Raw genomic sequence first — 18984 nt, forward strand, 5'->3', positions numbered from 1 at the left:
CGCTACATGTTGACGATACACTCATAAATGACGATAGTGTCAACGATGTGGAGGAGGTGGCCCGTGATCGATCACCATGACCCGCACACCGGCCTGCACAGTGAGCAGGGCTCCTTGAAGGGCGAGCATTCGGGCAGGGCGGTCAACCCGATCATCAAGGTGCACGATCTGGCCTGGCTGGAGTTCTGCAAACCGGATCTGGAGCGCGCGGAGGCGTTCGCGCACGCCTTCGGATTCACCACGGCGCTGCGTACCGCGGACGAACTCCACCTGCGCGGCACCGACGCCGGTAGCCCGTGCGTGCTCATCCGCAAGGGAACCCGGTCGAAGTTCATCGGTCCGGCTTTCAAGGCGGCCGACCCCAGCGACGTGCTCCGGCTCGCGCAGACCACCGGACGGAAGGCTGCGCCACTGCCGGAGAGCTTGGGCGGGCTCACCGTCGAGCTGACCGATCCGAGCGGCAACCGCGTGCAGGTCGTCTCGGGCACGCACGACCTGGCCACGCTGCCCGGCCAGGTGCCGCTCACGTTCAACTTCGGCCATGACACGGCGCGGACCAACGCCACCCAGAGACCGCCGCGCGAACCGGCCAAGGTACAGCGGCTCGGCCACGTGGTCCTGCAGACCACCCGCTACCTCGAGACGCTGAACTGGTATCTGCATCACCTAGGCCTGATCGTCAGCGACTTCCTCTACTACCCGGGGCAGCGCGAACGCGGGCCGGTGATGAGTTTCATCCGCTGCGACCGCGGCATGACGCCCACCGACCATCACACGCTCGCGATGACCCTCGGCCCGGTCAACCGCTACGTGCACTCGGCCTATCAAGTCGCCGACCTCGACTCGCTGGCCGCCGGCGGCCAGTACCTGCTCCAGGAGGGCTACCGGCGGTCGTGGGGGATCGGCCGGCACATCCAGGGCAGCCAGATCTTCGACTACTGGCGCGACCCCGACGGCTTCCTGGTCGAGCACTTCAGCGACGGCGATCTGTTCGACTGCACGCTCGAGCCCGGCTGGGCGCCCATGACCGCCTCCGGGCTGGCCCAATGGGGGCCTCCGGCCAGCAAGGACTTCCTCGGCCTGGCACCCGGCCGGGAGTTGCTGCGCGAACTGTCCGGGATCGTCCGCGCGCTGCGCGAGGACAACGAATTCGACCTGCACCGCCTTCGCGGCCTGCTGAAAGTAGCGACCTCATGAGCACCTCCATCCTTCGCACCGCCGACGCCTGGTGGGTGGCCACACCTGCCGGCGCCGCCAAGGTGAACACCCAGGCCACCACCACCGGACAGCTGCTGGCCGACCGGCAGGCGATCGCCGCGGCCGCCACGAGCTCCGACACTGTGGCCGTCGACAGCCTCACCCTGCACTCGCCGGTCACGGCGCCCTGCCGGGTTGTCGCGCAGATGACGAACTTCGCCTCACACGTCAAGGACGTGGGCATGGATCCCGCCGCCGTGCCGCTTACCTTCTTCCGCAAGTCCTCCGGCTCGATCAGCGGACCCTACGACGAGGTCATCCGGCCCTCCGGCGTGCGGCTGCTGGATTACGAGGTGGAGATCGGGCTCGTCATCGGCCGGGAGATGCCCGTCGGCACCACGGTCACCGCCGACAACCTCGCCGACTGCGTCGCGGGCCTGGTCGTCACCAACGATATCTCCGCCCGCGACCTGCAGCTGGTCAAGACCCAGTTCTACGAGTCGAAGTCCTACCCCACCTTCACTCCGGTCGGCCCCGCCCTGGTGCTGCTGGAGCCTGGCGAGTTCAAGCGGTTCACCGACCTGCGGTTGCGGCTGTGGGTCAACGGGGAGCTCCGGCAGAACATGACGGTCGCCGACATGATCTACCAGCCGCTCCAGGCGTTGCAGGCGCTGACCCGCTTCCAGCGCCTGGACGTCGGTGACCTGGTTTTGACGGGGACCCCTGTCGGCACGGCGCTCAGCGCGCCGCCCAAGCCGATCGAGGTCCTCGCTTCGCTGCTGCCGCCCGCGGTCAAGTGGAAACTCTTCTTCGAACGCCAGTCCGCCAATCCCAAGTACCTGCAGGACGGCGATGTCATCGAGGCCGGCGTGGCCACCGACGACGGAGGGATCGACCTGGGGACCCAGCGCACGGTGGTGAGGTACGCACCATGACGCACCACACTCAGGGCGACCGCCCTCTGGTCTTGGCGCCGGAAGACCTGGCGCTGGTGGAGGCGGTGCCGCTGGCCGAGCGGGACCTGCCCGCCTCCACGTACGAGCTGCTGTACCGCACGGCTACCGCCACCCCGCAGGCGCCCGCCTTGCACCTGCTCGGTGAAGGCGAGGAGGTCACCTGGAGCTACGGCGAACTGCTGGCCCGCGTCCACCAGGCCGCCAACCTCTTCACCAGCCTGGGGCTGGCACCGGGCGGAACGGTAGGGCTGCTGCTGCCCAACACCGGCCACACCTACGCCGCCCTGCTAGGCGCCCAGGCTGTCGGCATCGCCAACCCGGTCAACCCGATGCTGGCCGACAATCACATCATCGACATCTTCACCCTCACCCAGGCCGAGATCCTCGTCGTGGCGGGATCCCGGATGAACCCGGGGCTGTGGGAGAAGGCGCTACGCGTGGTCGAGGGACTGCCGCGCGTGCGCGCGCTGCTGGTGGTGGGCGACGACGCTGCCACCGATGCCATCGACGGCCCTCGTGGCGGTGGCGACTTCGAACGGCTCGCGGCCGAGCAGCCAGGCGACCGGCTGATCTCTCACCATCGGCCCCGCCCGCAGGATCTGGCCGCCTACTTCCACACAGGCGGCACCACCGGCACTCCGAAGATCGCCCCGCACACGCATGCCATGGAGGTCTACATGGCATGGGCGCTCGGCTGTTCCGGCACCTACGCGGGCGGCGACGCCGTGGCGCTGGCCGGGCTGCCGCTGTTCCACGTCAACGCCGTGCACGTCACCGGGCTGGCGCCGTTCATGCATGGCGCGAGCGTGGTGAGTCTCGGCCCCCTCGGCTACCGCGACAAAACGCTCATGGCCGACTTCTGGCGCATCGTCGAGCGCTACCGGGTCACCGCCTTCTCGGCCGTGCCCACCGTGTACGCGAACCTGCCGCCAGTGCCCGACGGAGTGGACATCTCCAGCCTGCGCGCCGGTGCGGTCGGCGCCGCCCCACTTCCGGCCCGGGTCCGCGCCGACTTCGAGCAGGCGGTCAAGGTGCCGATGCTGGAGGGCTACGGGCTGACCGAGGCGACCTGTGCCAGCGCCGTGACCCCGGCCTTCGCGCCCCGGGCCGGGTCGGTCGGGCTGCGCCTGCCGTACCAGCAGATCAAGGCCGTCACCGTGGACGGCGACGACCGGCCGACCGGCGACTGCCCGCCCGGGCAGACCGGGGTGCTGGCCATCAGCGGACCGGCCGTCTTCCCCGGCTACCTGAGGCCGGACGGGCCCGACCCAGTCGGGAAGATCTTCGACGGCTGGCTGATCACCGGCGACCTCGGGCACGTGGACGCCGACGGCTACGTCTATCTGACCGGGCGGGCCAAGGACCTCATCATCCGCGGCGGCCACAACATCGACCCGCGCCCCATCGAGGAGTCGCTGCTGGCGCACCCCGCCGTGAGCGGCGCCGCCGTCGTGGGACGCCCCGACCCCCACTCCGGCGAGGTCCCCGTCGCCTACGTGACCGTCACGACCCCGGCCGGCGAAGACGACCTGCTGGCCTGGGCCCGGGCGAACGCCCCCGAACCGGCCGCCGCCCCCAAAGCCGTGCACATCATCGCATCCCTGCCCACCACGACCGTCGGCAAGCTCTACAAACCCGAACTGGTCGCCGACTCCGTCCGCCGCCTCGTCCAGGAGCTCAGCCCTGAGGGCGGGTTCGACGTCGTCCTGGAAGACGGGCGGCCGATAGTCCTGATCGGGCCGGATGCGGAGCTGGCCGCCGCGCTCGACCGTTACCCCCTCCGCTACCGGCTGGTGACCTCATGATCGATCCTGTTGTCCGTGACTTCCTCGCTCGGCATCCGGCGGGCGTGCTGGCCACCACCCGGCCCGACGGCGGGGTGCGGCAGTCAGTGGTCTACTTCGCCCTGGACGGCGACCGCCTGCTCATCTCCACCGAACCCGGCCGAGCCAAGGCCAGGGACGTGCAACGCAGCGGGCGCGCCTCCCTGTGTGTGATCGGCGCGTCTGCGCCGTACCCGTCAGTGACGCTGGAAGGCGCCGCCGCCCTCCGGACCACCGGCATCGGGCCGGACACCGCCCGTGTCGTGTCCCGCATCGGCGGCCAGAGCGTCGAGCCGCTGAGCGACGCGGAGCTGGCCGCCATGAACCGCGTCATCCTCGAGATCATCGTCGAGCGCGTCTACGGCGCCAGCTATCTCCAGGGCACATCATGAGCGACCACCGCCCGTCGCACACCGCTTCGGCGGTCGTCATCATCGGCGCGGGCCCCACCGGACTCACCGCTGCGACCCTGCTTGGCCAGTACGGCGTCGAGTGCCTGGTGTTCGAGCGATGGGAGTCGATCTATCCGGGGCCCCGCGCCGTCGCCCTCGACGACGAGGTCTACCGGATCCTGGCGCGCCTCGGTGTCCGGGACGAGTTCGCCGCGATCTCCTGGCCGCACCGCGGCCTGCGACTGGTCGATGCGACCTTGCGGGTACTGGCGGAGTTCCGACGCGACGGCGTCGGCAGGCACGGCTACCCCCAGGGGGTGATGTTCGACCAGCCGGAGCTGGAGGCGCTCCTCCGCCGGAATCTGAAACAGTATGGAACCGTCACCCTTCGCGGAGGCATCGAGGTCAACGCGCTGGCCCAGGACGGCAGCGGGGTCCGGGTCGACGTCACCGACCGTGCAACGGGCCGCCGGGATTCGGTCCGCGCCGCGTACGTCCTGGGCTGCGACGGCGCCAACAGCGTGACCAGGGCCTCGATCGGCGCCGTCATGCGGGACCTGAAGTTCACCCAGCACTGGCTCGTCGTCGACGTGGACACCGACGCCGACCTCGGCCAATGGAACGGCGTGCACCAGGTCTGCGACCCGGTCCGCCCCTCGACCTACATGCGGCTCGCAAAGACCCGCTACCGCTGGGAATTCCGGCTGGCGCCCGGCGAAACCGCTGACGACTACACCGAGATGACCCGCCTGCATCCGTTGATCTCGCCGTGGACCAAGGGAATTCCTGTCGAGAAGCTGGAAATCGTCCGCGCGGCGGGCTACGTCTCTCGCGCGCAGGTCGCCGACCGGTGGCGCCAGGGCCGGGTGTTCCTCCTCGGCGACGCCGCCCACCTCACCCCGCCCTTCATCGGCCAGGGCATGGGAGCCGGGCTGCGCGATGCGATGAACCTCGCCTGGAAACTCGCCGGCGTGCTCGGCGGCACCCTGCCCGAGACCGTACTCGACACCTACCAGATCGAACGCAAGTCACACGCTCGCACCCTGATCGGCCAGGCAAGACTGCTCGGCACCGCGATGACGGCGGGCGGCGGGCTGGGCAACGTCATCCGCCACGTCGTGGCTCCGCGGCTGCACCTCGTGCCCGGCCTCAAGCAACAGGTCGAGCACAGCCAGACACCTGCGCTGCGCCGGTCAGACCTGGTGGTGCGGCCACCCCTGCGCCGCACCCTCGCGGGCACGCTGTGCCCGAACACGATCCTCGACGACGGCCGTCGTTTCGACGACGTGGCCGCGGGCCGGTTCACGATCGTCACGGCCACCGAGCCGTCCACCCCGCAACGAGCCGAAATCGAGCGGTGCGGAGCGGTGCTCATCGCTGCCCGGCCGGGCAGCGAGCTCCACCGATGGCTGAGGAAAGGTCGCGCACACGCAGTCCTGGTGCGCCCCGACGGCACGGTGCAGCGCGCCGGGCATGATCCGCTGGCGCTTGCCGCGAGCCTGCCCCGGGCCTCGGCGGCCGACTGACAGCAACCGGGCGTTGCCCTCGGGAACGAGCGGCCTGGTGCCTCATGAGCGCACCAGTCGCTTGATGATGATGCTCACGCGTGGGGGGTGATGACCGCGCGTCCTTGGATCTTGCCGTCGCGCAGGAGCTGGTATGCCTCGCCAGCACGTTCCAAGGGGAAGTGGTCGACCAGCATCTTGATAGTTCGGAGATGGAGCCCAGTAGGGCGAGGCGACCGCGCACTCGTGCGGCGGGCTCGAGAAGTTGACAGGTAGGGCTCCGCCGCCGAGACCGGCGATGCTCAGGTGGCCAAGCACCCGGGCCACCTGAGCAGTCCGGGTGCCTGCATGATGTGCAGATCGGAGTGGCAGGCACCGGCGCCCGCGACCTTCACCAGGACCTGCCCCGGCCCGGGCTCGGGGACCGGCACCTCGCGCAGCTCGGGCGGTTGTTGCCATTCGACGAGTTGAAAAGCACGCATAGCGGATCCTTGCGCAGGCAACGTCAGTCGCGGATCCCGTCGATGTCGACCAGGACGTGGCGCGGGCCGCGGAAGATCTGGTTGTGCCGGTACGGCGGCAGGTCCTCGACGAGCCGCGGGTTCTGCACGCGGCGGACGAACTCACCGACCGCGACCTGGACCTCGAGCCGAGCGAGCGGAGCGCCAACGACTCATGACCGGCTCACGTGCCATCACCAGGCACTGCTACTGGGTGGCATTGGGAGAAGCCGGTCCAGCTCGGGCAGGGGACGTTGGCAGATTTGGTGGGCTTCGTCGGCGGGGATGCCGAAGGCGCGCAGCAGGTCTTCGGCGATCTGGTCGGTGGCCTGGGCGTCGTCGCGGCCGGGCTGGGTATGGAGCAGTTGGCCGAGGCATAGTGTGGCGCCTGCGGCCATCACGAGTGCGAGCTCGGGGTCGCCCACGGTGAAGCGCCCGGCTTGGATGCCGGCCTGGATGTCGCGTCGGGTACGCGGGGCGAGGCCGCGCTCGGAGGTGGCCAGGGCCACACCGGTGTTGAGCATGACCTTGCTGAGCTGGGGATGGCGCCGGTGCAGGCGTCCGGTCAGCCGGAAGCTGCAGGCGAAGATCTCAGCCGGGTCGTCCATGCCGCGGGTGAGCTCATCCAGCGCCGCGCCGTGCCGGTCCAGGGCGTCTTCCACGGCGGCGTGGAAGAGTTCTTCCTTGCTGGAGAAGTGGTTGTAGAACGACCCCATGCCCACGTCGGCGGCCTGGGTGAGCTCCAGGATCGCCACGTTGGTCTTGCCGTCGGCGATGAAGGTCTGGGCCGCGTGGATGAGCGCGGCGCGGGTGCGCGCCTTGCGCCGATCCAGGCGGCTCGGTGCGGCGTCGGCCATCTGGTCCCACTCCTGTCGCTGCTGTCCCGGACCCACTGTAGCGCGGTTCGTCAAGAGTGACGAACCGCTCACCATCGATTTGACGATTCCGTCATATATGACGCTAATGTACATAGCGCACGTAGGTGACGATATGGTCATAATCGGAATGCCAGATACAGGGAAGGATCGGGCGATGGGTGGCGAGGCGCTCTACCGCCGCTGTACGGCGTCTAACCCAGTGACTCCTCCGCTCCCTGAAGGGAGCGGCTTCTCGCTAAGAGGTCCTAACAGAAAGATCAGCGGACGAGGCGTCGCCAGCAGATGATCGCTGCTGCGAGCGTCATGAAGGCTTCGTGGATGTCGTCGCGGATCTCCCAGCGGATGCGCAAGCGGCGAAACCAGTGCAGCAGTGCGATCGTCCTCTCGACCACCCACCGGTGAACGCCCAGTCCGGAGCCGTGTGGGGTGCCGCGCCGGGCGATGATGGGCTTGATGCCGGTGCGCCAGACCAGACGGCGGTACGTGTCGTGATCATAGCCTCGGTCGGCGTACAGGCAGTCGGGCCGCTGACGTGGCCGGCCGACGCGTCCGCGTACCGGCGAGATGGCCTTGATCAGGGGCATGAGCTGGGTGACGTCGTTGCGGTGGCCGCCGGTCAGACTGACGGCCAAACTGACGGCCACGGGGATGCCTCCGCCTTCGGTGATGAGGTGGTGTTTCGAGCCCGGCTTGGCGCGGTCGACCGGGCTCGGGCCGGTTTTGGGCCGCCCTTGAGCGCCCGGACGTGGGAGCTGTCGATCACCGCCTTGGACCAGTCGAGCTGACCGGCTGCGTGCAACTCGGTGAGCAGGAGCTGGTGCGGCCGGTGCCAGAGGCCCGCCTGATGCCCGTCGCGCAGCCGCCGCCAGCAGGTCATCCCCGAGCCGAAGCCCAGCTCCTGAGGCAGGAACTCCCACGGGATCGCGGTGTAGAGCACGAACACGATGCCCGGCAACGCCAGCCGATCATCCAGCCGCTTGCGTCCGGGATGGCGTCGGCGCCGCTCCACCTTCGGCAGCAGCGGCTCGATCCGCTCCCACAACCTGTCCGACACAATCCACGGCAGTTGCTCGCCCTTTTTCACACGAAGATCAACGACCAGCAGCGTCACAGGACACGACCTAGATCATTTTGTTAGGACCTCTAAAGCCGCCGGTCCCCTCGAGAGGTTCTGATGGCCCAGTGACCGCGACCCGGAATGCTCGAACGGCGGGCGGAGCCCTGCGCCGTCGCCCCTTCTCCACGCGTGACCACTCCGGACCTGCCGGCGCTCAGGCCAGCGGTGCTGGGCAGCCAGTGGCGCGCATCACCGCAGTCAATCGATCGACACCCTGGTGGGGAGCACGCCCGCACACCCACCAATCCGACAGACAGGGAGGCGGATCCCATCATGCCCGCAATCACCGACACCACCGCAGCAAGTCCCGGGCACGCGGTCACGGCGCTGCTGAAAGAATACGACGCCCTGAAGGCGGAGGAGCGGCAGCGGATCGGCGTGCGCGGCCAATTGCTGAACGCCACGCTCACCGCAGTCGCCGGCATCATCACTATCACCACAACCGTTGGCCGGATGGGGTTGCTGTTGCTGCTGCCGCTGGCCACCACCGTGCTGGGCTGGGCCTACGTCGCCAACGATCACAAGATCACGGCCATTGGGCGGTACGTCCACAACCAACTGGGACCGCGTCTGGTCGGCCTCGTCGAGGACGGCTTCAGTGACATCGACATGTTCAAATGGGAGAAATACCACCGCGAGGATCCACTCCGCCTCTCCCGCAAGCGGCTACAACTGGTGGTGGACCTGGTCGCGTTCTGCGCGCCCCCGCTGAGCGCCCTTACCCTGCTCTGGCTGCTGGGCCCGCACACTCCAATAATCCTGATCGGCTCGGCCGCCGCGCTGGCCGCAGTGGCGCTCCTGGCGACCCAGATCATCCGCTACGCGGACGTAGCCGGACCCGTACAGCCGACATGATCGGACGGCCGTCTCCGTCTTCCTGGGCCAGGGTTGCGGTGCCGAGGCTGGAGAGCAGCGCGCCGCGTGCGATGTTGGGAGAGGCCGAGGCTCGTCAGTAGCCCTTGTTCGTCCACGTCCAAGACCTGATCAGCAGGAGGGACTCTTCGACGGCTGTTAACCAGCCCTATTAGCCCTTTCCGGCTTACTTGGTCTGCCCCCCTTCCCACCGTCCAGAGGCTGAAGACCTGCACCCTCAACATCGCAGCGGATCGGCTACTCGTTGCGGGAGACACGCCGTACCGCGCGCGGGCCGAATGGTGCCCACGCCAATGGCCCAGATCCGCTGGGCGATCTGGCCGGCCAGGTGTTGATCCGGAAGGTGTCGGTGCGCGGCTCGAATGAGCCAGGATGCCGCCGTAAGGTCGGGCGCCCAGCGGGTCGGGCTCCTCGGTGAGCGCGAGAACCTGTCGACCGTGGCGAGGCGCAGGCCCAGGGGCGGCGCGGGCCCAGGAGCAGCGAGATTCCTGGGCTCGACACGACGGGCGGGCGGGAGGGCTATCCGGCCGTGCCGAAGATGGTGGCGATCATGCCGCGGACGGCGGTGAACTGGTCGTCCGGCAGGTCGCCCACCTTGCTCTTGAGCCGGATGGCCGCCACGGTGCTGATGCGGTCGATCATCGCGGCGCGGCCCTCGCCGACGTCGACCACGAACGCGGTCAGGGCGTGTGCCACGTCGGCCGCTTCGACGTGCGCGGTGAGCACGTTGTCGCCGTACAGGGTGTGGTAGAAGTCGCCGGAGACGATCAGACGGACTTCGTCCCGGTCGCCGAGCTGGACGGTCCACAGCTCGCCGAATCGGTGGCTCACGCGGCCCCACCCGAGCGGCGCTCGTCGGCGGCCCGCGTGACGTCTTCGGTGACGATGCGCTCATCTGCCTCTTGGGTGACGACGGCGCCGGCGCCGTACACCGCGGCGCGGGCGGCCGGCGTGTGGCTGGCGGCGAGTTCGCGGAGGGCGCCGCGCGCGAGGACAGCCGAGACGCTCAGCCCCTGTTCCTCGGCATGCTTGCGCACGGCGTTGAGGATCCACGCGTCCATGCTGACTGATGTCTTCTCCATAGCCATACCGCGAGTGTAGCCGCGCGGTATTACTCATGGTAGGAATTCGGCAGCATACAAATCAGCGGTCGCGACGGACAGGCTCGCCGGTGGCCCGGTCGAATGTGGCCAGGAACGGCAGTCCGTGACGGGGCGGGATGCGATGGTCGGTGGAGGGCGCGATCCCGGTTCGGGGGGCCAGCCTCGCTGGCCCGATGCGGTGCTCGCGCGGAGGCCGGTGCCTTGCGGGGTGAGTGGTGCGGGCTGGAGCGGTCGTGCACGACCTCGGCGCCCAACTGCCGGTAGCGGTTAGCTCAGCGTGCGGCGGTGGTGTGGCTGAACTGGAAACGTTCGGCGGCATGTCGTAGCGGCCAGCCATCCTCGACGACGCACCGGGCCAGGCGCAGCAGACCTAGCCACGGCGTATGGTGCCACTGAGGACTTGCTCGCGGAGGATGTCCGCATGGCCGCAGTGCTGGGCCAGTTCACGCAGCATGTGCAGGTAGACCCAGCGCAGTGGCAGCGGGCCCCGGCGGTTGCCCCGAACGAGGTCATCTAGTGTCAGCTCCGCCGCGGCCTGACGGGAGGCCGCGCAGGCCTCCTGGTAGGCCCGCTGGACGGAGGCGATCGTGTCGCCGTCGTCGAGATCAAACGACTCATCGGGCGAGTCGGGAATGCCGATCTCGGTGCGGGATCGGCATGTGATCGCCTCGTCGAACCAGACCTTCTCGACGAACGTGGCGTGCTTGACCAGGCCCAGCAGCGTGGTCTTGGACGTGACCAGCGATCGGCGCGCCTGCTCCTCGGTCAGCCCGTTCAAGCTGTCGTTCAGCGCGGATCGATGCTCATCGAGGAACGCCTCGAACTGATCGCGGAGCGCTGCGTGGAAGACGGCGGGTTCCGACGACGACCGGATGACCATGATCGCAAGGATAGCCCCCTCCACCCGACTCGCGCGTCGCAGGGGGACTCCGCCTCCGTAGCAGGGATGCCAGCTGCTATGTGGCTTGAGCAGGATTATGTGACCGTTGTTCGTAGTCGATCGGGCTCATCTGGCCCGAGGCCAAGTTCCTGCGGTGTGATATGGAGCGGCCCAATCGGAAAAGGGTGCGGCTCCTTTGGAGGGAGTGCAAATCTGCTGTAGTCCTGGGAGTTCGCTAATCAGCTCGGATAACCCTTTGCCGGCTTCCTGGGGCTGGCGTACGCGCCCGCCGCCGCCTGGCTCTGGATCGTCGCGCTCGGCGTCGGCCACGGCGGCCTGTTCACCCTCGTGCTGACCCTGCCCGTGGTGGCCAGCCGTGACCCAGGCGAGGCGGGCCGGATCAGCGCCATGGCCTTCTTCGTCGGCTACGCCTGCGCGGCACTGGCCCCGCTGCTGGTGGGCGCGCTGCGTGATGCCCATGGTGACTTCCGGCTCGCCTTCGGCCTGCTGGGCGCCCTCGGCCTGCTGATGCTCGCCCCCATCGCCCGCCTCAACACACCCGCCAAGCCCTGACCACGCTCGCCAGAGCCAGCTGCACGCTCAAGACCTGAGCTCGGACCCCCGCATCCGGCAAGCAGGAATCGCGCCATGTGCCGACTTCCCCGTCCGGCCCTCAACGAGCTCAGGCGACCGCAGCACGCCATGCGACCAGATGCAGGAGCTGCGAGAACAGTGCAAACGCAGGCTCGTGGCTCTTCCACTCCGCGCGGCCGAGGTTCGTCGTGGCTCAAACTTCGCGGGTGACAGCTGTAAGGCGAAGTGTCGCCGGGGCTGGTTTCGTGTCAGGGGATCCGGGGTGGGCGCGGTGCCTGCTGCGTGTGGTGGTCCAGCAAGCGGGTGAGCAACTGCACGAACTGGTCCCGTTCGGCAGGGGCCAGCGGGGCGAGCAGCTGGTCGTGGAGGTCGTCCAAGACCTTGTCGAGGCGGCGCAGGTGCCGGCGACCTTGGGCGGTGATCGTGATGACGTTGCGGCGGCGGTCGTCGGGATCCGGTGCCCGCCCGACGAGGCCGCGCTCGGCCAGTTCGTTGAGGACGCCCACCATGTCGCTGCGGTAGATACCGGCGCGTCGGCTCAGCGTCGCCTGGCTGCCCGGGCCGTGCTCCTGCAACGAGGCCAGCACGGCGTAGTGCCACTTGTGGGCGTCGGCCTGGGCCAGCCCCTCGTTTATCAGCCGGTCCGACTGCGCGGACATCTGTGATAGCAGACGACTGGCCCGTCGGCGCAGCCTGTCCGGCGTCTTGATCTCGCCGTGGTGGGGCATGTCCGCGGCTTCGGCTCTCCTGGTCATGAAGCCGATCCTACCGGGTTGCGTTAGTCGCACTAACGATGTACCTTCGTTCGTGACAGAAACGTTAGTGAAGCGAACGTTAGTTAAGGAAACGGATTGGAAGGTCATCATGACAACCGAAGCCCAGACCTTCAGTACCGCGCTCATCGGCCAGACCGAGAAGGCGCTCAACGCGATCCTGGACCGGCAGCTCGCCGGGACCGGCATCACCGAGCCCCAGTGGGTGACCCTCACGCTGACCGTGCTCGGCGGCGGGACCATCGACCGGGCCGAACTCATCCACCGGGTCAGCGGCGCCACACACTTCAGCCAGGCGTCGGCGGCCGAACGCATCGCCGAACTGACCGCGGCAGGGTTCCTGCGCGACGGCGGGGATGGCCGCGTCCAGGTCACCGACAAAGGGCACAGGCGCTGGACGCAGGTCCGCGCCGCGATCGGCCCGATCACCCAGGGACTGTGGGGCGACCTGCCGGCCGAGGACCTGGCCGCCGCAGGCCGCGTCCTGAGCACCGTCCTGGGCAGGGCCAACGCGGTGCTGGCCGCCCCCTGAACCCTTTACTCCTCGAAACCCGCCCACCCGGCATGAAGACAACATCGCCGCCCTGCAGAACGAAAGAGGCAGTCATGTCCACGGACACTTCGATCGCCGACCTGATCACCCGCTTCGCGCTCCTGCTCGACGAGAAGCGGTGGGAGGACGCGGGCACCGTCTTCGCCGACGATGTGGCCGTGCACTCGCCCCGCGGGGGCCAACTCCACGGGATCGACAAGGTCGTCGACTTCATGCGCCAGAGCGAGGTCGAAGGGCAGGACACCCAGCACACGACCACCGACCTCCTGGTGGACGTCGACGGCGACCAGGCGGCCGTCTCGGCGAACTCGACCGTGTACTACTACCGCGATGGCCAGGCACCCCACTTCACCGGCGGCCTGCGACAGCACTTCACCGCAGCCCGGACGCCGGCAGGCTGGCGTCTGCGCGAGGTGCGGATCACGCCCGCCTGGACACGCGAGAACTGATCTATGCCGCAAGCGATCCGGAACATTTGCCCGGAAAGTGAGAGGGGGCCGCATCGCAACGGTGCGGCCCCCTCTCACTGCGTCAGCAGTTCTTGTAGTCGTAGCGGCTGCTGTTGCACAAACACGAGTGGACGAGCCGGCCTCGGGCGTTGCGGAGGTAGCCGGTGTCCTTGCTCTGGTTCCAGAGCATTCATCAAAGAAATCTAGAAACCCAATCCGACTGGCGCATCAGACCCATATCCTGATCTTGAAACGACCCCTGTATCAAAGTCAGCTAGAGCCATTCGTTGATCGCAGCGATGAGGATTGTGGCTTCGTAACGTACGGCGAGCTTGTCGTATCTGGTGGCCGCAGCGCGATGGCGTTTGAGCCGGTTGATGCCGCACTCAACGGCGTGACGCTGCTTGTAGATCTCACGGTCGAATGCGGGTGGCCGGCCGCCTTTGGAGCCCTTGGCATGGCGGCTGGCGTCCTGGTCAGTCTTGCTGGGGATGGTGGCCTTGATGCCACGCCGCCGGAGATGCGCGCGGTTGCCCCGGGAGGTGTACGCCTTGTCGGCCAAGACCCGATCGGGCGGGTCCGGGGCCGTCCATCGCCCAGGCGGGGCACCCGGATCGCCCGCGCGGCGATCGGATGGGACGGAGCTCGGGTGCGGGCTGGCTGGTGGTCAAGGACCTTCTCCCTCTTGTGATGATTCGTCAGTTATGGACGACGGCCGTCACCTTTGCAATGACTCTCATGTCGCAGTGAGGAATTCGTCACTGCTGACGGATCCCACTACAGTGGAGGGCGCACCACAGCCCACGGGAGACAGACAGATGGCCGACGCCGCACCGACCCGCCTGGACCGGCGCAAGGCTCGCACCCGCGCCGCGCTCATCCACGCCGCCCAGACCTTCATCGCCGACGGCAGGACCAGCGCGGCGATCCTGGACCTCACCCAGGCCGCCGACGTCGGCATGGGCTCCTTCTACAATCACTTCTCCAGCAAGGACGAGCTCTTCCGGGCCGCCGTGGAAGACGCCCTTGATCGGCATGGCGCAGTCCTGGACGAACTGACCCGCGACATGACCGACCCCGCCGAGGTCTTCGCCTGCAGTTTCCGGCTCACCGGACGCCTGCACCGCCGCCGCCCCCAGCTCAGCAAGGTCCTGCTTAACACCGGTCCGGCCATCGCCACCTCCGCACACGGCATCGCCCCGCGCGCCCGGCGCGACATCCACGCCGGCGTCCGGACCGGCCGCTTCACCGTCGCCGATCCCGAACTCGCCTTCGTGATCGCCGCGGGCGCCGCCCTGTGCCTCGGCCAGCTCCTGCACACCGAGCCCGACCGCGACGACGCCCAGGCCACCGACCAGATCACCGAAGACCTCCTGCGTACCTTCGGCGCCCCCGCCGATGAGGCGCACGAGATCTCGCGGCGTCCCCTGCCGGACCTCGACCGGCTTCTCCCTCACGCCGTCACATAGCGCAGCCCGTCAGCACTCACCCCTGGATGTGTACCGTCCCACAACCGGACCGCCGTATGGGACTGACCCACGCCTCTCCAAATCCCTCCAAAGTGTCCCTTTTGCAGGTCGGAGCGCGACATACGGTTGGAGAGTGCAGGGGCTACCCTTCCCGGCGGCCGCCTTCCGAGCGTCACGATGGTCACCATCGGTGGTCAACTCGGCATCTTCACCGCACCGTGGAGGTGGGTGCTCAGAGCGGCAAGCGACATGATGCAGCACAGTGGAGGAGGGAACCTTGCAACGACTCGAGAGCCTGCAACAGCGCCTCACGGTGGCAAGGTCGGCCGTGGAGGCCGCCGCCGGCGAGTCCCGTGAGCAGCTCGTCAAGCGCATCGACCAGGCGCAGACCGATCTGGCCCAAGCCGGCAAAGAGTCCCGGGAAAGGGCCGACCAGGCCGCCGCTGACGCCCGGAGCAAGCGGGCGCAGCTGAAGGCCGATCCGGCGCCAAGATGGACGACATCAAGGCCCGGATCGAGGAGCGCAACCGGCAGGTGGACGCCAAGCTCGCCGCTGGCAAGGCGGACTGGGCCGAGGCCGACGCGGCCGACGCGGTCGACGCGGTCGACTTCGCCGAGTGGGCGATCGACAATGCGGAGCTGGCCATTCTGAACGCGATCGACGCCCGCGCCTACGCGGACCGGCTCGCCAGGGCGGCGGGCTCCTAGCCGGAGCTCGACGGACTGCGGCATCCTGCACCTGGTCGACAGGCGCCGCCCGGACGCCGCGCACGCACCGAGAAGGGCAGCGGTCGTGGCGGCAATCGCCTCCGGTTGCCGGCCGAGGTGCAGGCGCAGGTACGCGCGCTGGATCAGGCGGTGTTCGACGCCGTGGCCGAGACCCGGACGCCGAGTCTCGACCGGTTCTTCGTCGGCGTGTCCCGATCGGTCGACCACTCACGGTTGTGGCTGCTGATGGCCGCCGTGGTCGCCCTGGTCGCCCTGGTGGACGGCAGTCGCGGCCGGCGGGCGGCAGGTCTCGGTGTGCTGGCCATCGGCTCGGCCTCGGCGGTCACGAACGCGGCTCTCAAGCCGCTGGCCGGCAGACGGCGGCCCACCCCGTCGGGCCACCGCGCGGTGCTGGGGTCGCGCCGGGTCCGGCGGCCGGTGTCGGCGTCGTTCCCGTCGGGGCACACGGCGTCGGCGTTCGCGTTCGCGGCGGCGATGGGCGAGACGGAGCCGTGGACCTGGCTCCCGCTGCACGCCGCGGCGGGAGCGGTCGGCTATGCGCGGGTGCACACCGGGATGCACTATCCATCCGACGTCGCGGCCGGCGCCTTGATCGGCGCGCTGTGCGGCTGGACCGTGCGGCGGGTGGCCGCGCGTGTGCCGGCCGGTTCCTGCCCGAGGAGGCGGGCGCCGGCCTTCCCCTGGTGGTGATCCCCGCGGGCACGCGCAACCACTTCGCCCGCGATCTCGGCCTCGACCTCGGCGATCCCGCCCGGGCTCTGGAGGCCCTGCGCGACGGTGAACCGGTCCGGGTCGACCTGGGCGTGGTCGACTCACACGTCTTCGTCAACAACGTCTCGTTCGGCATCTACGCCGAGGCCCTGCTGGAGCCCGAGTACCGGGAGGCGAAGGCACGCACCCTGGCCGCGATCGCCCCCCAATACCTCAAGGGTCAGCAGTGGGTCGAGGCGAGCGTGGAGGCTCCCGGAGAGAGGATCGAGCACCCGCAGGTGGTGCTGGTGTCGAACAACGCCTACCACCTCAGCACGCCGCGCCACCTCGGGCGCCGGTTCACGCTCGACTCGGGGCTGCTCGGCGCGATCGTGTTCAAACGCCTGGCCGGGCCGCCACCGCCGGACCTGTTCGTACGCCTGCGTCGCGACCTGCGCCGGCACGCCACCGCGCGCTCGACCGAGACCGGCATCGTCGCCTGGGCGGCTGCCCAGGTCCGCCTGGACGGGCCCGCGGGGCGCCTCCCGGCCGGGATCGACGGGGAAGCAGTGGAGCTCCGCCTGCCCGCGACGTGCGACATCCGGCCGGGCGCCCTGCGGCTCCTGCTGCCGCGCCGACGACCCGGAGTACCGCAGAGCCGTTGATCTCATAGTCCCCAGCATCTTTTCCCTGGCCGTGGTTGTAGGGATGAAAATCGGGGGCGGAAAATCGGCTTTGTGGCGGGTCGGCCCGGCGCACCTCGGTGCCGATGCCATCGAGTGCGGACCGGAGCCCCGCGACGTGGCCGGATGGCAACTTCGATGGCCGGACGAGCGAGGACGGAGGGGGCTGTCCATGCGTATCGTCGTGGACCTGAACCGGTGCCAGGGATACGCGCAGTGCGTGTACCTGGCTCACGAGGTCTTCAGGCTGACCGGCACGGAGGCGCTCACCTACGACCCAAACCCCGACGACGCACGACGGCTGCAGGTGGAGCGGGCCGCCGCGGCCTGCCCGGTGCAGGCGATCATGATCGACCGCTTGGACGGCGCGGAGCGGGGTGCGCGGTCATGACCCTGGTGGCGACGCTCGCCGAGCTGGTGAGTGACTTCAGGGCCAACGGCCGGATCGTGATCGTCGGTGCCTCCCTGGCGGGGCTGCGGGCCGCCGAAGCCCTGCGCGAGGAGGGCTTCAGCGGGTCCTTGACCATCATCGGGGACGAGCCGTACGAGCCCTACGACCGTCCCCCGCTGTCCAAACAGGTCCTCAAGGGCTGGATGCCGGCCGAGCACACCCTGCTGCCCCGCTTCCGGGAAGTGGACGCGCAATGGCGGCTCGGAGTCGCCGCCACCGGCCTGGACCGCGTCGCCAGACAAGTACGCCTGGCCGACGGCGACCAGATCCCGTACCACCGGCTGCTGATCGCCACGGGCACCCGCGCGCGGCCGTGGCCCAACCCGGCCGAGGCCGCCCTGGAGGGAGTCTTCGCGCTGCGCTCGCGAGACGACGCCGCGCGGCTGCAACAGGCGCTGGCCACGCGACCGTCGCGGGTGCTGGTCATCGGCGGCGGGTTCATCGGCTCGGAGGTGGCCTCCGTCTGCCGGGAACTCGACATCCCGGTGACCCTCACCGAGCGGGGCCCGGCTCCCCTGGTCGGGGCGCTGGGCGGGGTGATCGGCGAAATCGCCGCGCAGATGCAGCGCGACCACGGCGTGGACCTGCGCTGCGGGGTGAGCGTGTCGTCGCTGGAGGGCGACGCGGCCGGACATGTCCGGCGCGCCCGGCTCTCGGACGGGACAACCATCGAGGTCGACGTGGTGCTCGCCGCGCTGGGGTCGATCCGTAACGTGGAATGGCTGCAGGGCTCCGGGCTGGCGGCCGGTCCCTGGGGAGTCGGCTGCGACGCCGGTGGCCGGGCGTTCGACATCAACGGCGTGGTGACCGACAGCGTCTACGTGGCGGGCGACGTGGCGCGCATGCCGCACGTGCTGTACGAGTACCAGTTCCTCGCGATGGAGCACTGGGACAACGCCGTCTTCGGCGCCGAGGTGGCGGCCCACAACATGGTGAACCTCGAACCCCACTACCGGCCGCATCTGCTGCTGCCCGGCTTCTGGTCCGGCCAGTTCGGCGTCAACATCAAGTCCGTCGGCGTGCCGCCGTTCGGTGACGAGATCATCTTCACGCAGGGATCGGTCAAGGACCGCAGTTTCGCGGCGGCCTACGGCCGCCGCGGCCGCATCGTCGCCGCCGTCACCTTCGACCACGGCAAATGGCTGGAGTACTACGCGCGGCTGATCGAACAGTCGGCTCCGTTCCCGCCCCCGCCGCCGGGCTGGGACCGGCCGGACATCATGAAGCCGGTGCCTGCCGAGTTCCCGGCGCCGGGGGTGCCGACGGCGATCCCCGACGTCGTCCTGACCGGCCACGACCCGAACGAGCGCAGGGCCGAGTTCCGGCCCCGAGGCCACTGACGCGCCTTTCGGTATCAGGTGGGCGGCAC

At 69.1% G+C, this 18984-nt stretch carries 23 protein-coding genes and 2 pseudogenes; 15 read left to right on the forward strand and 10 right to left on the reverse strand.

Annotation, left to right across the window (positions count from 1 at the left end):
* The first annotated feature begins 63 nt into the window (after positions 1–63).
* From BSB02_RS16605 to mhpA, 5 genes are read left to right on the forward strand one after another with little or no spacing between them, the layout of a single operon-like run.
* Complete coding sequence (locus BSB02_RS16605; RefSeq protein ID WP_143590767.1) at positions 64–1197, forward strand: VOC family protein; 1134 nt, start codon at positions 64–66, stop codon at positions 1195–1197.
* A complete protein-coding gene (locus BSB02_RS16610) occupies positions 1194–2132 on the forward strand; it encodes a fumarylacetoacetate hydrolase family protein (RefSeq protein ID WP_084959869.1) in 939 nt (312 codons plus the stop codon). The genes BSB02_RS16605 and BSB02_RS16610 overlap by 4 nt, the downstream gene beginning before the upstream one ends.
* Complete coding sequence (locus BSB02_RS16615; RefSeq protein ID WP_084959871.1) at positions 2129–3958, forward strand: acyl-CoA synthetase; 1830 nt, start codon at positions 2129–2131, stop codon at positions 3956–3958. Before BSB02_RS16610 ends, BSB02_RS16615 begins: the two co-directional genes overlap by 4 nt.
* Positions 3955–4368 carry a TIGR03618 family F420-dependent PPOX class oxidoreductase gene (locus BSB02_RS16620; RefSeq protein WP_084959873.1) on the forward strand — a complete coding sequence of 138 codons (414 nt, stop codon included), beginning with the start codon at positions 3955–3957 and terminating at the stop codon, positions 4366–4368. The genes BSB02_RS16615 and BSB02_RS16620 overlap by 4 nt, the downstream gene beginning before the upstream one ends.
* The gene (gene mhpA, locus BSB02_RS16625) at positions 4365–5894 is read left to right on the forward strand and encodes a bifunctional 3-(3-hydroxy-phenyl)propionate/3-hydroxycinnamic acid hydroxylase MhpA (RefSeq protein WP_084959875.1); all 1530 of its coding nucleotides are present in this window, start codon (positions 4365–4367) and stop codon (positions 5892–5894) included. The genes BSB02_RS16620 and mhpA overlap by 4 nt, the downstream gene beginning before the upstream one ends.
* A 281-nt stretch (positions 5895–6175) precedes the next feature.
* On the opposite strand, the gene BSB02_RS16630 is transcribed toward mhpA, so the two are convergent.
* From BSB02_RS16630 to BSB02_RS16640, 4 genes are all read right to left on the reverse strand, one after another.
* Positions 6176–6355 carry an alcohol dehydrogenase catalytic domain-containing protein gene (locus BSB02_RS16630; protein ID WP_084959877.1) on the reverse strand — a complete coding sequence of 60 codons (180 nt, stop codon included), beginning with the start codon at positions 6353–6355 and terminating at the stop codon, positions 6176–6178.
* 23 nt (positions 6356–6378) lie between these two features.
* The gene (locus BSB02_RS42270) at positions 6379–6483 is read right to left on the reverse strand and encodes a cytochrome P450 (protein ID WP_240506466.1); all 105 of its coding nucleotides are present in this window, start codon (positions 6481–6483) and stop codon (positions 6379–6381) included.
* 84 nt (positions 6484–6567) lie between these two features.
* Positions 6568–7230: a TetR/AcrR family transcriptional regulator gene (locus BSB02_RS16635; protein WP_084959879.1), complete on the reverse strand. Its 663-nt coding sequence runs from the start codon at positions 7228–7230 to the stop codon at positions 6568–6570.
* Positions 7231–7508: 278 nt separating this feature from the next.
* Positions 7509–8317, reverse strand: a protein-coding gene (locus BSB02_RS16640; protein WP_169729400.1) for an IS5 family transposase whose coding sequence is annotated in 2 segments (ribosomal slippage) — positions 7509–7975 and positions 7975–8317 — 810 coding nt in all. Because the reading frame shifts where the segments join, the coding sequence is not laid out codon by codon here.
* A gap of 180 nt (positions 8318–8497) precedes the next feature.
* Here BSB02_RS16640 and BSB02_RS16645 point away from each other — a divergent pair.
* Positions 8498–9223: a hypothetical protein gene (locus BSB02_RS16645; protein WP_143590769.1), complete on the forward strand. Its 726-nt coding sequence runs from the start codon at positions 8498–8500 to the stop codon at positions 9221–9223.
* A gap of 537 nt (positions 9224–9760) precedes the next feature.
* On the opposite strand, the gene BSB02_RS16650 is transcribed toward BSB02_RS16645, so the two are convergent.
* The 4 genes and pseudogenes from BSB02_RS16650 to BSB02_RS16665 form a co-directional block, all read right to left on the reverse strand.
* Positions 9761–10072 (reverse strand): type II toxin-antitoxin system PemK/MazF family toxin, encoded by a 312-nt coding sequence (locus tag BSB02_RS16650; RefSeq protein WP_084959884.1) that lies wholly within the window; start codon positions 10070–10072, stop codon positions 9761–9763.
* Positions 10069–10329, reverse strand: coding sequence for a hypothetical protein (locus BSB02_RS16655; RefSeq protein WP_143590771.1), 261 nt, complete (start codon positions 10327–10329; stop codon positions 10069–10071). The genes BSB02_RS16650 and BSB02_RS16655 overlap by 4 nt, the downstream gene beginning before the upstream one ends.
* A gap of 64 nt (positions 10330–10393) precedes the next feature.
* Positions 10394–10775: pseudogene (locus tag BSB02_RS43575) on the reverse strand (transposase family protein); the annotation flags it as partial.
* Complete coding sequence (locus BSB02_RS16665; protein WP_084959920.1) at positions 10715–11224, reverse strand: DinB family protein; 510 nt, start codon at positions 11222–11224, stop codon at positions 10715–10717. The gene BSB02_RS16665 and the pseudogene BSB02_RS43575, both read right to left, overlap by 61 nt.
* 348 nt (positions 11225–11572) lie before the next feature.
* Here BSB02_RS16665 and BSB02_RS16670 point away from each other — a divergent pair, with 348 nt between their 5' ends.
* A complete protein-coding gene (locus BSB02_RS16670) occupies positions 11573–11797 on the forward strand; it encodes a hypothetical protein (RefSeq protein WP_206184737.1) in 225 nt (74 codons plus the stop codon).
* Positions 11798–12066: 269 nt separating this feature from the next.
* Here the strand turns inward: BSB02_RS16670 and BSB02_RS16675 are convergent, their stop codons facing one another.
* Positions 12067–12573 (reverse strand): MarR family winged helix-turn-helix transcriptional regulator, encoded by a 507-nt coding sequence (locus tag BSB02_RS16675; RefSeq protein WP_084959888.1) that lies wholly within the window; start codon positions 12571–12573, stop codon positions 12067–12069.
* A gap of 109 nt (positions 12574–12682) precedes the next feature.
* Between BSB02_RS16675 and BSB02_RS16680 the strand changes: the two genes are divergently transcribed.
* Together BSB02_RS16680 and BSB02_RS16685 are read left to right on the forward strand one after the other, a co-directional pair.
* A complete protein-coding gene (locus BSB02_RS16680) occupies positions 12683–13123 on the forward strand; it encodes a MarR family winged helix-turn-helix transcriptional regulator (RefSeq protein WP_084959890.1) in 441 nt (146 codons plus the stop codon).
* A gap of 74 nt (positions 13124–13197) precedes the next feature.
* Positions 13198–13593, forward strand: coding sequence for a nuclear transport factor 2 family protein (locus BSB02_RS16685; RefSeq protein WP_084959892.1), 396 nt, complete (start codon positions 13198–13200; stop codon positions 13591–13593).
* Positions 13594–13867: 274 nt separating this feature from the next.
* On the opposite strand, the pseudogene BSB02_RS16690 reads toward BSB02_RS16685, so the two are convergent.
* Positions 13868–14158, reverse strand: a pseudogene (locus BSB02_RS16690) (transposase); the annotation flags it as partial.
* A 253-nt stretch (positions 14159–14411) separates the two neighbouring features.
* On the opposite strand from BSB02_RS16690, the gene BSB02_RS16695 reads away from it, so the two are divergent.
* The 6 genes from BSB02_RS16695 to BSB02_RS16720 all read left to right on the forward strand — a co-directional run bounded on the left by BSB02_RS16695 (position 14412) and on the right by BSB02_RS16720 (position 18955).
* The gene (locus BSB02_RS16695; RefSeq protein ID WP_084959893.1) at positions 14412–15062 is read left to right on the forward strand and encodes a TetR/AcrR family transcriptional regulator; all 651 of its coding nucleotides are present in this window, start codon (positions 14412–14414) and stop codon (positions 15060–15062) included.
* A 492-nt stretch (positions 15063–15554) separates the two neighbouring features.
* Positions 15555–15770 (forward strand): hypothetical protein, encoded by a 216-nt coding sequence (locus tag BSB02_RS16700; protein ID WP_084959895.1) that lies wholly within the window; start codon positions 15555–15557, stop codon positions 15768–15770.
* Between the two features lie 105 nt (positions 15771–15875).
* Entirely contained in the window at positions 15876–16481 is a 606-nt protein-coding gene (locus tag BSB02_RS16705; protein ID WP_206184740.1) for a phosphatase PAP2 family protein, read from the forward strand.
* Positions 16475–17146 (forward strand): diacylglycerol/lipid kinase family protein, encoded by a 672-nt coding sequence (locus BSB02_RS16710; protein WP_169729398.1) that lies wholly within the window; start codon positions 16475–16477, stop codon positions 17144–17146. The genes BSB02_RS16705 and BSB02_RS16710 overlap by 7 nt, the downstream gene beginning before the upstream one ends.
* Positions 17147–17336: 190 nt before the next feature.
* Positions 17337–17555: a ferredoxin gene (locus BSB02_RS16715; RefSeq protein WP_084959901.1), complete on the forward strand. Its 219-nt coding sequence runs from the start codon at positions 17337–17339 to the stop codon at positions 17553–17555.
* Positions 17552–18955 carry an NAD(P)/FAD-dependent oxidoreductase gene (locus tag BSB02_RS16720; RefSeq protein ID WP_084959902.1) on the forward strand — a complete coding sequence of 468 codons (1404 nt, stop codon included), beginning with the start codon at positions 17552–17554 and terminating at the stop codon, positions 18953–18955. Before BSB02_RS16715 ends, BSB02_RS16720 begins: the two co-directional genes overlap by 4 nt.
* Positions 18956–18984 lie beyond the last annotated feature (29 nt).

This window comes from Thermoactinospora rubra, from assembly GCF_002093975.1.
GTDB classification, from domain to species: domain Bacteria; phylum Actinomycetota; class Actinomycetes; order Streptosporangiales; family Streptosporangiaceae; genus Nonomuraea; species Nonomuraea rubra_A.

Coding starts and splice junctions, on each gene's coding strand:
- BSB02_RS16610 (WP_084959869.1), top strand. CDS start 1,194: ATGAGCACCTCCATCCTTCGCACCGCCGACGCCTGGTGGGTGGCCACA.
- BSB02_RS16615 (WP_084959871.1), top strand. CDS start 2,129: ATGACGCACCACACTCAGGGCGACCGCCCTCTGGTCTTGGCGCCGGAA.
- BSB02_RS16620 (WP_084959873.1), top strand. CDS start 3,955: ATGATCGATCCTGTTGTCCGTGACTTCCTCGCTCGGCATCCGGCGGGC.
- mhpA (WP_084959875.1), top strand. CDS start 4,365: ATGAGCGACCACCGCCCGTCGCACACCGCTTCGGCGGTCGTCATCATC.
- BSB02_RS16630 (WP_084959877.1), bottom strand. CDS start 6,355: ATGCGTGCTTTTCAACTCGTCGAATGGCAACAACCGCCCGAGCTGCGC.
- BSB02_RS16635 (WP_084959879.1), bottom strand. CDS start 7,230: ATGGCCGACGCCGCACCGAGCCGCCTGGATCGGCGCAAGGCGCGCACC.
- BSB02_RS16655 (WP_143590771.1), bottom strand. CDS start 10,329: ATGGCTATGGAGAAGACATCAGTCAGCATGGACGCGTGGATCCTCAAC.
- BSB02_RS16665 (WP_084959920.1), bottom strand. CDS start 11,224: ATGGTCATCCGGTCGTCGTCGGAACCCGCCGTCTTCCACGCAGCGCTC.
- BSB02_RS16675 (WP_084959888.1), bottom strand. CDS start 12,573: ATGACCAGGAGAGCCGAAGCCGCGGACATGCCCCACCACGGCGAGATC.
- BSB02_RS16680 (WP_084959890.1), top strand. CDS start 12,683: ATGACAACCGAAGCCCAGACCTTCAGTACCGCGCTCATCGGCCAGACC.
- BSB02_RS16685 (WP_084959892.1), top strand. CDS start 13,198: ATGTCCACGGACACTTCGATCGCCGACCTGATCACCCGCTTCGCGCTC.
- BSB02_RS16695 (WP_084959893.1), top strand. CDS start 14,412: ATGGCCGACGCCGCACCGACCCGCCTGGACCGGCGCAAGGCTCGCACC.
- BSB02_RS16700 (WP_084959895.1), top strand. CDS start 15,555: ATGGACGACATCAAGGCCCGGATCGAGGAGCGCAACCGGCAGGTGGAC.
- BSB02_RS16715 (WP_084959901.1), top strand. CDS start 17,337: ATGCGTATCGTCGTGGACCTGAACCGGTGCCAGGGATACGCGCAGTGC.
- BSB02_RS16720 (WP_084959902.1), top strand. CDS start 17,552: ATGACCCTGGTGGCGACGCTCGCCGAGCTGGTGAGTGACTTCAGGGCC.